Origin of the sequence: Natronococcus roseus, from assembly GCF_043677095.1 — an archaeon.
In the GTDB taxonomy this organism is placed as follows: Archaea; Halobacteriota; Halobacteria; order Halobacteriales; family Natrialbaceae; genus Natronococcus; species Natronococcus roseus.
Window position 1 is genome coordinate 47,179 of record NZ_JBHLJR010000009.1, and the last position, 11,673, is coordinate 58,851.

At 54.8% G+C, this 11,673-nt stretch carries 11 protein-coding genes and 1 pseudogene; 9 read left to right on the plus strand and 3 right to left on the minus strand.

Translation table 11 applies throughout. The features are described from left to right. Positions 1-29: 29 nt before the first annotated feature. Positions 30-1,091: a type I glyceraldehyde-3-phosphate dehydrogenase gene (gene gap, locus ACFEMD_RS20500; protein ID WP_394743137.1), complete on the minus strand. Its 1,062-nt coding sequence runs from the start codon at positions 1,089-1,091 to the stop codon at positions 30-32. 204 nt (positions 1,092-1,295) lie between these two features. On the opposite strand from gap, the gene ACFEMD_RS20505 reads away from it, so the two are divergent. The 9 genes from ACFEMD_RS20505 to ACFEMD_RS20545 all read left to right on the plus strand — a co-directional run bounded on the left by ACFEMD_RS20505 (position 1,296) and on the right by ACFEMD_RS20545 (position 9,177). Then, positions 1,296-2,084, plus strand: a complete 789-nt coding sequence (locus ACFEMD_RS20505) for a class I fructose-bisphosphate aldolase (RefSeq protein ID WP_394743138.1) — start codon at positions 1,296-1,298, stop codon at positions 2,082-2,084. Between the two features lie 125 nt (positions 2,085-2,209). After that, a complete protein-coding gene (gene glpR, locus ACFEMD_RS20510) occupies positions 2,210-2,977 on the plus strand; it encodes an HTH-type transcriptional regulator GlpR (protein WP_394743221.1) in 768 nt (255 codons plus the stop codon). Then, the gene (pfkB, locus tag ACFEMD_RS20515) at positions 2,974-3,900 is read left to right on the plus strand and encodes a 1-phosphofructokinase (RefSeq protein ID WP_394743139.1); all 927 of its coding nucleotides are present in this window, start codon (positions 2,974-2,976) and stop codon (positions 3,898-3,900) included. The genes glpR and pfkB overlap by 4 nt, the downstream gene beginning before the upstream one ends. A 230-nt stretch (positions 3,901-4,130) precedes the next feature. Continuing rightward, positions 4,131-5,306, plus strand: a complete 1,176-nt coding sequence (locus ACFEMD_RS20520) for a PTS fructose transporter subunit IIC (RefSeq protein WP_394743140.1) — start codon at positions 4,131-4,133, stop codon at positions 5,304-5,306. 46 nt (positions 5,307-5,352) lie between these two features. Then, complete coding sequence (locus ACFEMD_RS20525; protein WP_394743141.1) at positions 5,353-5,829, plus strand: PTS sugar transporter subunit IIA; 477 nt, start codon at positions 5,353-5,355, stop codon at positions 5,827-5,829. After that, complete coding sequence (locus tag ACFEMD_RS20530; RefSeq protein WP_394743142.1) at positions 5,826-6,116, plus strand: HPr family phosphocarrier protein; 291 nt, start codon at positions 5,826-5,828, stop codon at positions 6,114-6,116. The genes ACFEMD_RS20525 and ACFEMD_RS20530 overlap by 4 nt, the downstream gene beginning before the upstream one ends. Before the next feature lie 4 nt (positions 6,117-6,120). Continuing rightward, positions 6,121-7,821, plus strand: coding sequence for a phosphoenolpyruvate--protein phosphotransferase (gene ptsP, locus ACFEMD_RS20535; RefSeq protein ID WP_394743143.1), 1,701 nt, complete (start codon positions 6,121-6,123; stop codon positions 7,819-7,821). Further along, the gene (locus ACFEMD_RS20540; protein WP_394743144.1) at positions 7,818-8,276 is read left to right on the plus strand and encodes a PTS fructose transporter subunit IIB; all 459 of its coding nucleotides are present in this window, start codon (positions 7,818-7,820) and stop codon (positions 8,274-8,276) included. The genes ptsP and ACFEMD_RS20540 overlap by 4 nt, the downstream gene beginning before the upstream one ends. Continuing rightward, complete coding sequence (locus ACFEMD_RS20545) at positions 8,227-9,177, plus strand: class 1 fructose-bisphosphatase (RefSeq protein WP_394743145.1); 951 nt, start codon at positions 8,227-8,229, stop codon at positions 9,175-9,177. The genes ACFEMD_RS20540 and ACFEMD_RS20545 overlap by 50 nt, the downstream gene beginning before the upstream one ends. Before the next feature lie 96 nt (positions 9,178-9,273). Here the strand turns inward: ACFEMD_RS20545 and ACFEMD_RS20550 are convergent, their stop codons facing one another. Together ACFEMD_RS20550 and ACFEMD_RS20555 are read right to left on the minus strand one after the other, a co-directional pair. Beyond that, the gene (locus ACFEMD_RS20550; RefSeq protein ID WP_394743146.1) at positions 9,274-10,869 is read right to left on the minus strand and encodes a glycoside hydrolase family 32 protein; all 1,596 of its coding nucleotides are present in this window, start codon (positions 10,867-10,869) and stop codon (positions 9,274-9,276) included. A gap of 299 nt (positions 10,870-11,168) precedes the next feature. Further along, positions 11,169-11,486, minus strand: a pseudogene (locus ACFEMD_RS20555) (TrmB family transcriptional regulator); the annotation flags it as partial. Positions 11,487-11,673: the final 187 nt, after the last annotated feature.

The following is an 11,673-nucleotide window of genomic DNA, read 5'->3' on the forward strand; positions in this document are numbered from 1 at the left end:
GGGGAAGCCTGGTTGCTATACCAGAGCGGTTATTGAACCGGTGCTTTTTCGACGTTGAGATTTTCGGCCTCAGCGCTTACGTGCATCGCAAGGTCGAGCATCCGGTTCGAAAAGCCGAACTCGTTGTCGTACCACGTTAGTACCTTCACAAGTCCATCCTCGAGGACCATCGAAGACTCAAGATCAACGTACGAGGAGAAGGGAAGATCAACGATATCTCGAGAGACGATCTCATCATCCGTGTATCCAAGGACTCCGGCGAGTTCCTCATCGGCTGCCTTGCGGATCGCATCGGCAAGTTCTTCTTTCGTAACATTGGCTTCCAGATCGACGGTGAGATCTGTAATCGAACCGTTTGGGACGGGAACGCGCATCGCCATTCCGTCGAGTTTCCCCTCCAGTTCTGGAAGTACCTCGGTAGTAGCGATGGCAGCACCGGTCGAGGTAGGAATGATGTTTTCGGCCGCCGCACGGCCCCGACGGCGCTTGCTGAGAGGGCCGTCGACTAAATTCTGAGTCCCTGTGTAGGCGTGGACTGTCGTGAGGAGTCCGGATTCGATACCGAATTCCTCATCTAAAACTTTTACGACTGGAGCAACTGAGTTCGTCGTACACGAGGCGTTCGAAACGATGTCTTCACCGTCGTATTCGCCGTGATTAACGCCGTAGACAATCGTTTTTACCTCTTTTTTGCCTTTTGGTGGAGCCGAAATGAGAACCTTATCGGCACCGGCTTCGAGATGTTGAGCGGCCTCATCGTAGGTGCGGAAAATCCCGGTTGCTTCGAATGCGACATCGATGTCGAGATCGTCCCAGGGGAGTGCCGTTGGGTCCCGCTTTGCGAGAAGATCGATCTTTTGATCACCAATATAGAGTGTGTCTTCGTCTCGAGTAACGTTCTCGAGCCGCCCGTGTACGGAATCGTATCGGAGCAGATACTCCATATCGTCGTTGTCTATCACGTCATTGATAGCAACAACTTCAACATCGTCGTGGGAGAGTGATGCTCGTAGTACGTTCCGTCCGATCCGCCCGAAGCCGTTGAGACCGATCCGGAGTGGTCCGCCCCTCTTTTGTGATGTTTTACTCATATCTGAGTTGCCATTGCCAGGACGTAAATAGTTTTGCAATCATATTATAATTTACTATAGATAATTAGATATAGTATCCAAAACTAATGAATGGAAATGAGCTGCCGGATTATTGCTTGTCTTCCCCCTTGCCTCATTGGAATCGATACAAAAACAATCATATACGGTACTATTTAGGTAGTATACGTATTCATTCTTGATCGAATGCGACAACTCACCGAAACACCGCTCGTGCGGGACGGAAAGTCGATCATTCTTGCACATGATCATGGGTTAGAGCACGGACCTACTGCATTCAGTGACGTTCCAGAGAGGCTAGATCCTCAGACTGTCTTCGAAATGGCCACACACGACGCTGTAACTGGGTTTGCAGTCCAGAAAGGATTGGCGGAGACGTACTATCCGTCTTACGAGGATGATGTAAACCTGCTAGCAAAGCTCAACGGCACTAGCAGCCTCTGGATGGGTGAGCCGTACTCGCCACAGACGTGTTCAGTAGAATATGCACTCGAGCTTGGCGCCGATGCCATCGGGTATACGGTTTACCCTGGAACCAATTGTGAGCCGGAAATGTTCGAGGAGTTCCGAGACGTACAGGAGCAAGCTCGCGAACATAATGTTCCAGTAGCCATGTGGTCGTATCCGCGCGGACAGGCACTCAAGGAACACCGCAAGCCCGGGGTTATTTCGTACGCGACTCGGATCGCCCTCGAACTCGGCGCAGACATTGCGAAGGTAAAATACCCACGAAGCGGCCAGGCGATGGCTGACGCGGTGGCTGCAGCAGGCGACGTCAACGTCGTTCTGAGCGGTGGTTCAAAAACCGACGACCGTGAATTTCTCTCGCTAGTCGAGACAGCGATGAACGCGGGTGCAAGCGGTCTAGCAGTCGGTCGTAACGTCTGGCAACGCGAGCATCCTGAACAGATCCTCGATGCTCTTGAGGAGGTCGTCTTTGAGGGTACGACTGCCGACGAGGCACTTCCCGAGTGATCTCACGGCCTAGAAGCCGACAACTGACCGAATATCGCTGTTCATCGCATAGGATCAAGCAGAAACGATCATGAGCAGATAAAAATATGAACGCCGGCACACTATTAGCGAGCAAGCAAATCCCTATGTTACCGGCAGTCAGAAAACGAGAGATTGTCGAACTGGTCTCCGAAGAGGGCGAATGTTCCGTCACTGAGCTCGCAGAGGAGATGGATTGCTCGAAAGCGACGATCCGTCGTGATCTCAGTGATCTCGAGGACAGACAGTTGATCGAGCGGTCTCACGGGGGCGCAGTGCCGGTGACGACCGTCGGGAATGAACAGACATACGGTCAGAAAGAGGTTCAGAACCTCAACGCGAAGGTGAAGATCGCCGAACGGGCTGCCAAGGAGATCACTGAGAACCAGGTTGTGTTTTTTGATTCCGGCTCAACGACAATGCAGGTGGCCAAGAACGCGCCCACAGACAGATCGTTTCTCGCGGTCACTAATTCACCGGTTCTTGCGATTGAGCTGGGCGAACAAGCGAATGACGTGAAGCTCACCGGTGGATCACTCCGCCACGAAACCCGCGCGCTTACGGGACCGAGCGCAGAGCGATTCATGCAGCGGACGAACTTTGATTTGCTATTTTTGGGTACCAATGCGATTAGACCGTCTGAGGGGCTGATGACGCCGAACGAGGACGAAGGTCGGTTAAAATCGCTTATGATCGAGAACGCAGGTCGCGTTGTTCTCGTCTCTGACGGCTCCAAGCTGGGCAAACAGAGTTTCGTGAAATTTGCTGACTTAGAGGACATAGACATGTTTATCACCGATACAGCGTTGTCAGAGGAACAGTACGAACCGTTCGAAAACGCTGATGTAGAGGTCGTTGAGGAGGTCGAACAGTGATCCTGACCGTGACGCTCAACCCTGCAGTCGATCATACGCTCCGAGTCGATGACCTCCCCGAGCCTGATCAAATCGCACGGGTGGACGCTGCGCGCATCGACCCTGGCGGGAAGGGAATCAACGTTTCGAAGTATCTCGTCGAACTCGGTACAGAAACGGTTGCGACGGGCGTAGTCGGTGACTTTCTTGGCCAGTTTGTTCGCGACAGCTTAACTGATGGAGAGATCAACAGCGACTTCGTCGAAATTGAGGGCCAAACGCGGCTCAATACCACGATTCTCACTGACGACGCTGAATATAAGATTAACCACAATGGGCCGACGGTTAGAGAAGGCTCGATTGATGATCTTCTCGCTACCGTCGAGCGCAACGGCCCCGATACTGTCGTCGTTGGCGGGAGCCTCCCGCCAGGTCTGGGTCCCGACGTCATTGACCGGATCGCTCGAACTGGTGACTGGCAGACTGTCGTTGACGTCGGTGGAGATCTTCTCGAGAAGCTAGACGCCTCGTATGCACTTTGTAAGCCTAACCGTGAAGAACTCGCTGCGGCGACGGGTCGTCCGGTTAGTACCCTCAATGAATGTTACGACGCGATCGAACAACTTCAGCAAACAGGCTACGAACGGGTGATCGGGTCCTTGGGTGCCGACGGTGCGATTATGTCGACACCTGACGATTGCTTCCACGCTGCAGCCCTCGATACTGAGGTAGTCGATACGGTCGGTGCTGGTGATTCGCTGCTAGCGGGAGTGCTTTCCGCGCTCGATCGAGGTGCGACGGATCGAGAGGCCCTGCAGTCGGGGATAGCCGTTGCCTCACGTGTTGTCTCAGTCCAGGGGACAGATATTCCACCGCTTGATGATGTGGCGAACACCACCAGCCATGTCCCCATCTCTCCACGGGAGGCTAGCCCAGATAACTAGCGACCACTTGTGATTGGTTCCTTGTAGTCGGCGTGGCGGACTTTCGTAGGTGACTTTGGCCCCTATTGCTGTAGGTCGCCTTTATCGTCATATATGAGCCTTGTAACTCGTTCTGAACTATCCTGGCCTAACGCAACATGAGTGATTCCAGCATTATTCCGGCGCATTCAATAGGTAACAATCGTATCCGAAGACTATTTTGAATAATAGGTGGGTATCTATAGCAGAGCATGGCATCAGCAGACAAAGCAGAGAACGCACTCCGTTCTCACGTCACCTCGGTCAAGGAAGACGTGATGACCGGTGTGTCGTTCATGATTCCGTTCGTCACGATCGGAGGAATCTTCCTCGCCGTGGCGTTCATGATCGCCGAACTCCCGTTTACGGCAGCGACTACCGAGACGGTGTTCGAGGCAGAGGGTACGCTCGCGTGGTATCTGGCCGAGATCGGGGATCTCGGCTTAACGATGATGATTCCCATCCTGGGGGCGTATATCGCCTACGCCATTGCAGACAGACCCGGACTCGCACCCGGTTTTATCCTCTCGTGGGTGATTCAACAAGAACACATTATCGAAGCGGCGGGGCTACTCGTTGGCTTTTCGGCTGACGGTGCTGTCGCTGGGTTCCTCGGTGCGCTCGTTGCCGGCCTGTTCGCCGGGTACGTTGCTCGTTGGATGAAGGGCTGGCCGGTTCCGTCTGTTATCGATCCGATGATGCCGGTACTGATCATCCCGGTGGTTACGACGGCATTGTTGGCTCCAGTCGTCATCGTCGGTCTAGGCGTTCCGATCGCAATCGTCGATGACGCGCTAACAACCTTCCTCGAAGGCATGGAGGGAGCGAACGCGCTCCTGCTGGGCGCGATCCTCGGTGGCATGATGGCCGCTGATATGGGCGGTCCCATCAACAAGGTTGCATATGTGTTCGGTGTTGCACTCGTTGCAGACCAGATCTACGGACCGATGGCCGCGGTCATGATCGCCGGTATGACGCCGCCGCTCGGGATGGCGCTGTCGAACTTCATTGCACCCCAGAAGTACTCCGCGGAGATGTATGAGAACGCCAAGGCTGCAGTACCGCTTGGCCTCTCGTTCATCACTGAGGGTGCGATTCCGTACGCTGCAGCAGACCCCCTTCGTGTGATTCCCAGCTGTATCATCGGTAGCGCAACCGCCGGTGCGACTGCGCTGTGGTTCGGCGTTACTATGCCCGCTCCACACGGTGGGATCTTCGTATTCTTGCTGTCCAACAACATGCTTATCTTCCTCAGCTGTATCGCACTCGGAACAGTCGTGACTGCAATCGTCGCGACAGCAATCAAATCCGATTTCGAAAAAACAGTTGCCGACGTCGAAACTGACACAAGTTCGAATACTCCGGCAGCTGTCCAAAGCAACGACTGAGGCACTGTACCGTAACGCCATTCACTCCACAACTCACAGAGAAACCATGACTGACACACTTAACGAAGACCGTATCGACACGCTCGCCCCGACTGACCACATCACGCTTAACCCACCACCAGCCGACAAGCAAGCGTGTATTGAACACTTGCTGGACCTACTTGTCGATGCAGGACGTGTCGAAGACCGCGGGGCCGCGCTTGAGGCGTTACTTGCTCGCGAAGAGGAGACGACGACCGGCGTCGGCATGGGGATCGGAATTCCCCACGCGCAGACTGATGCCGTCGTCGAGCCGTCAGTCGCGTTCACCCGCTCGGACGAGGGCGTTGACTTCGGATCCATGGACGACGAGCCCGCACGGCTCATCTTCATGATTCTCGTCCCCGAGTCGGGTGCCGACGACCACCTCTCGATTCTGAGTACCCTCTCACGGGCACTTATGCACGACGAGACTCGAGACGCACTCTACGACGCGGAGACGCCCGAGGATGTACAGGACGTCCTCAAGGAGGCAGTAGCATGAGTAGCGAACGCACCGTGACGATAGTTCCCAAGGCGGGGCTGCACGCCCGCCCGGCTGCCAAGTTCGTCGAGGCTGCCAACGAGCATGAATCAGACGTTCAGATCGGTCATGCTGATGAGGAAAATCTCATCTCCGCGGGCAGCATGATCGCGGTCACAAGCCTTGGTGCCGAGACCGGTGAGGACGTCCGGCTTATTGCGGATGGCCCCGACGAGGAAGCCACCCTGGACGCCCTCGAACAAGTGTTAACCACACCTGAAGACGAACTCGCTGACGCCAATGGCTAAACCAATGACCGAACGAACGCTTACTGGTACCGGGGCGACCCCTCGCTCCGGCGTGGGAACAGTCGTGTGGTACAGTTCCGACGCTGAACTTCCCGATCCTGACGACGTGACCGTGGATCCCAAGACAGAGCGCGAACGATTCGCGGACGCACGCGAGACCGCCCGGTCGGAACTGGAAGCCGAACGCGACCGGACGGCCGAGCGCGTCGGCGAGCAAGAAGCAGAAATCTTCGACGCCCACCTGCGGTTCCTCGAGGATCCACAGATCGAGGACGGTGTCGAGAGCGCGGTTGGTGATGGGTTGCCTACCGAACACGCCGTTCAACAAGCGTTTGCCGATCCGATCGAGCAGTTCGAGGGGATGGACGGACGGATGGCCGAGCGCGCCGACGATCTTCGAGACGTACGGGACCGCCTGGTTCGGTTACTCGCCGGGAGCGAGCGGGTCGATCTCCGCAATCTCCCGAAGGGAGCGGTAGTGCTCGCTGAACGCCTAACACCAAGCGATACAGCCCAGCTTGATCCTGAGCGTGTCGCCGGGTTCGCCACCATTACCGGTGGACGAACGTCACATGCAGCGATCTTCGCTCGATCGCTGGCGCTCCCGGCCGTGGTCGGGATCGGCGAGGAACTCCATGACGTCGACGAGGACGCGACGGTCGTCGTCGACGGCGAGGCGGGCAAACTCATCGTCGATCCGAGCGACGAGCGCCGTGAGGCTGCACGGACGACTCACGAGACCGAAATCCGCGAGGAGCCAGTGACGACCGCCGACGGTACGGAGGTCGAGGTCGCAGCGAACGTCGGTCGACCCGCCGAACTCGAGGGCGCGAAAGCTCAGGGTGCCGACGGCGTCGGCCTCTATCGCACCGAGTTTCTGTTCCTCGATCGCGAAGCGCCGCCGGACGAGGACGAGCAGTACGAGACCTACGCCGAGGCACTCGAGACGTTCTCGGACGGCCGCGTGGTTGTCCGGACGCTTGACATCGGAGGCGACAAGCCGATTCCGTATCTCGATCTGCCCGACGAGGAGAACCCGTTCCTCGGCGAGCGAGGCATCCGTCGGTCGCTCGGCCCGGACGCCGATCTCTTCGAGACGCAGCTCCGGGCGCTGCTCCGGGCGGCTGCAGACGGCGACGGCCGACTGTCGGTCATGTTCCCGCTCGTGGCCGCTCCCGAGGAACTCGCCAAGGCACTCGAGACCGTCAGGATGATCGCGGACACCCTGGACGAAGAGGGCGTCGACTACGCCGTTCCCGAGCTTGGCGTCATGATCGAAACGCCCGGTGCCGTGTTTGCTGCACCGGAGCTCGCCGAGCACGTAGATTTCCTCAGTATCGGGACGAACGATCTCACCCAATACATTATGGCCGCAGCGCGCGAAAACGAACGCGTCGCGGATCTCCGAGATCCGCGCCAGCCCGCCGTGTTGCGTGCGATCGCTCGCACCGTCGACGCAGCCCACGAGAATGATGCCTGGATCGGTATGTGCGGGGAGATGGCCGGCGATCCCGAACTGACCAAGCTCCTCGTCGGACTCGGGCTCGACGAACTCAGCATGAGCGCAGTTACCGTCCCGGACGTGAAAGCTGCCGTTCAGTCCGTCGACGCTGAATCGGCAACAGACCACGCATCGCAGGCGCTCGAGGCCGCGAGCAGAGAACAGGTTATCGAACGAATCCAAACCAGCACCAACGACCAATGAAACTCGTAGCAGTCACGTCATGTCCGACCGGTATCGCGCACAGTCAGATGGCAGCGGAGAACCTCGAGACGACTGCCGAAGACCAAGGCCACGACATCAAAGTCGAGGTCCAGGGCGCGATGGGCGCCGAAAACGAGCTGACGGCCGACGAAATCGACGCTGCCGAGGCGGTTATCGTCGCAGCGGATACGGCAGTCAACCGTGATCGATTCGAAGGAAAACCGCTTGTGAAGGGAACGGTCAAGGATGCAGTTAACGACGCCGCAGGACTGATCGAACAGGCCGTCCAACAAGCTGAAGCCGGTGAAGCAGGTGTCATTGAAGCCTCTGGAGCGGATAGCTCCGAGACCGCCGAGGAATCCACGACGAGGTCGTCGGGCGAGGCCGAGACCGAACAGCTCGGCGGTGACCCGTCGAAGGGCCTGTTCGCACGTTTGCGGAGGCTATTCTCATGAACGGAACACGCCGACCCGGATCGAACGCGAGCACGACAATGCTTCCGAGAAGACAGTGGGCCAGATGACCGGCGTGAATTCAATTCTGGATGCGCTCGCGGCGGTTACGCCCGACGTACGCAAAGAGTTGCAGGCAGCTCGCGGCAAAACCGAGACGAAAAATCCTACTGGTGATGTGCAGTCGACAGCGGACCTGCGGATTGACCGTCAGTTCCGCGACCAACTGGCGCCGCTTGAGGCGGTCGGTACGTTTGCCAGCGAGGAGCGGGAAGGGATTGAGGACGTCGGCGACGGACTTAGCGTTGCGATCGATCCGCTTGATGGATCATCTAATCTTCGCTCGAACAACATCGTCGGAACAGTTGTTGGAGTATACGATGCACCGCTTCCGGCCAGCGGCCGCGATCTTGTTGCTAGCATGTTCCTGCTGTATGGACCACTGGTAACGATGACTGCGGCTGTTGAGGAAAAGGTAACTCGGCACGTGATCGATGACGGTGAAATCGTTGATTCAACTCCAGTGATCATCCCTGATGAGAACACTATTTGTGGGTTCGCTGGCTCAACAAGCGAGTGGACGGCCCCTGTTCAGGAATTCTGGAGTGACCTAACTCGGGACTACAAACTTCGGTATACCGGTGCAATGGTGGGAGATATCAATCATTTGCTTCTTGATGGCGGACTACTGGGATACCCTGAACGGACATCCAATCTTCGGGGTGACCTTCGGCTCCAATACGAAGCCAATCCAGTCGCGCACATTGTTGAAACCGCTGATGGCCGATCTTCAACTGGTAAGAAATCAGTTCTTGATATAGAGCCGACAGAGCTCCATCAACACACCCCTGCTTACTTCGGAAATTCGGAGCGAATCGATGCATTGGAAGCGGTACTCTTGTGACTAATAACATGAGAGAAAGCTAATAATATTTCAATATAGGATATAACGGTGAAATAGAGTAGAGACTTGAGTCGGTAGTTTCTAAGACAAATACAATTATACGTTGTCAGTGGTGCAGAGGTCGTAGGCCACCAAATGCTCGAGTTGTGCAGACCCGTTTTCTGAGTACAGAGAGGCCTCGGTGCTTTCCCAGTCAGGATAGACCACATTTGTCATTGTTTTCTGCCCATTGTTAGCAAATATTTCGACCGAAGACCGGTCGACAAGGACGTGGAGTTTAATTGTCCTATCGTCACGTCTTTCTAACGAGGTAGTTGTTTCATCGTAGAATCCATCCTCGAAGAATTTGCCTGAATTCGACCGGTCAAACCGTAATTTCTCTTCTCTCGCATCATATGTGATTACACTCTCTTGCTCTTCTCCCTTTCGAACACGGAGTCCGACTTTTTCGGCACTCTGCGGATCGATTGTGGCATCGATCTCGAGTGTACGGCCTTCTACACTGGCTTCTTCTAACGGGTCTCTACCCGGTGTAATCCTCTCTGAACATAGTTCGGTCAGCGCTTCTTGTCGTGTTTTAGTTACCTCTTCTGCTGGATGCTGGAGGACTTCAAGGGAACCGTTCTCCTTTCGAAGAGTGATCGTCCGTGGAACTGTCATCGCTCCTTGCCAACCTGGATCCGGTGCCTCCATTGCGTATTCCCAGTTCCCCATCCAGGTGATGTTCAGTCCGTCGTCATCTGGTGCATTCCCCCAGCGTTGGGTAGCATAAAAGTCATATCCGTAATCCGCCCTCACGATTTCTTCAGCAACAAATTCCGTTCCGTCGAAATCACCGATATGGTATTCGACAGATCGAAGTTCGATCGGCGAAATGGGAATGATCCACTTTGTCTCATCTGTTCCTTCGACTGGATGTTCAAACAAACTTGGACATTCCCATCCGTTATCGCCTTCGTCTACATATGTACTCTCGTAGGTCCAATCGATCAGATCTTCCGAACTGTAGATTTCGATTCCTGCCGGCCGGTTTTCGGCTTCCTCAACTCGGCCAACGACCATTCTCCAACTTTCGTCTGGTTCGTACCAGAACGGCTTTGGATCGCGGAAATTATCCTCATCGCTCTCAATTACTGGATTCTCTGCATAGTTCTGGACCGTCTCACCGTTATCTGTACTGAAGGCAATCCGTTGGTCCTCTAACCCCTCATCATGATGACCAGTATACATCGCAACTAGCGCATCCTCACCGAATCCCGCGGTGTTTTCGGTGTCGATGACTGATCCACCAGAAAAGGCCTGCATCGATTCAGTATCGGGAACCTTCGTTCCGTGTTCTGTCCAGTTGATGAGGTCTGTGCTTGTTGCATGATCCCACCGTCGTCGATCCGCACCTGCTTGATAGAACAAGTGGAAAGTCCCTTCGTGATAAACTAACCCATTCGGATCGTTCATCCACCCCTCAGAGGGCGAAAAGTGATACTCTGGCCGCCACGGATGCGGGTCTTCTGTATCTTCAGCAACGCCTTCTGTCGCCGACGCACTACTATTGGCACTGCCGAGTGCTACAGTCGCCAGAAGACCAGTCCCTGCTGTCTGAATTACCTTCCGACGGCTAAATTCCGATGAATCTTTCACCAATTCTTCCCTCATTTGTGAACGACTATTTTGAGCCACGCTCACACCAACCATATCCAATAATTAAAATGGCTTGATCGTATTTGTTTTTGTGCCATGGTTGTGGAATGTAAGGACGATCGATCAAAAGGTGTGAAAGCCAAAGGCTCCGCTTAGAGGACTAAGTGAGGAATTGATGGTAAGGGTTCTCTCAGTATTACATTCGAGTTGGCGTGTGCTAGACTGCTGCTCTCGTTATTCATACAGTATATTATTTCTCAAATGCTATCTCAGAGGTGATTTTGCAGTTCACGAGAACCCTCAGTTTTGATCGTGCAGCATGCATACTCTGATGCGGATAGACGATAGGCAGTTCAATGAGTCGACTTCTCCATTGGTGTAGCTATATTGTCGATTTGGAGAATAAGCACGTTGTTTGTGTCGTTCTTAGTCGATAGTACCCTCGATTGTAAGCTTTGAGAGTGGAGTTGGGCCGACGGTAACCATCTCTCCCCCTTGGAAGGCGTCGCTCGAGTCTTGGATATGGATTTCTGCTCGACAAAGCTCGGGATGGTGAACGCTTGAGAGATTGATTTCTTCGATGCCAACGTCCTCCAGGGACTCGCCTTCATGCTCGAGTGGACCGATGCAGGCTCGTCCACCTACTGGATCTTGAGGGCTTCGTAGGCAGCCTTGCCGCTTAAGAGATCATAGCAGGAAAAGCGAACAAATTCGTGAAGTTGGTTGCCCAAGATCTATTTCCGCTCTATTGAACTCAACAGTACTCTATACTCTATATACAGAATTAGAATTCAGACCAAGTGAGTGATCCGATCATTATTTAGGGTTATGAATTCAGAAATAATTGTTATCGGCAGA

Bases quoted from the DNA above. Each gene is read 5' to 3' on its own strand.
- gap (WP_394743137.1), bottom strand. From the start codon at position 1,091: ATGAGTAAAACATCACAAAAGAGGGGCGGACCACTCCGGATCGGTCTC.
- ACFEMD_RS20505 (WP_394743138.1), top strand. From the start codon at position 1,296: ATGCGACAACTCACCGAAACACCGCTCGTGCGGGACGGAAAGTCGATC.
- glpR (WP_394743221.1), top strand. From the start codon at position 2,210: ATGTTACCGGCAGTCAGAAAACGAGAGATTGTCGAACTGGTCTCCGAA.
- ACFEMD_RS20520 (WP_394743140.1), top strand. From the start codon at position 4,131: ATGGCATCAGCAGACAAAGCAGAGAACGCACTCCGTTCTCACGTCACC.
- ACFEMD_RS20525 (WP_394743141.1), top strand. From the start codon at position 5,353: ATGACTGACACACTTAACGAAGACCGTATCGACACGCTCGCCCCGACT.
- ACFEMD_RS20530 (WP_394743142.1), top strand. From the start codon at position 5,826: ATGAGTAGCGAACGCACCGTGACGATAGTTCCCAAGGCGGGGCTGCAC.
- ptsP (WP_394743143.1), top strand. From the start codon at position 6,121: ATGACCGAACGAACGCTTACTGGTACCGGGGCGACCCCTCGCTCCGGC.
- ACFEMD_RS20540 (WP_394743144.1), top strand. From the start codon at position 7,818: ATGAAACTCGTAGCAGTCACGTCATGTCCGACCGGTATCGCGCACAGT.
- ACFEMD_RS20550 (WP_394743146.1), bottom strand. From the start codon at position 10,869: ATGGTTGGTGTGAGCGTGGCTCAAAATAGTCGTTCACAAATGAGGGAA.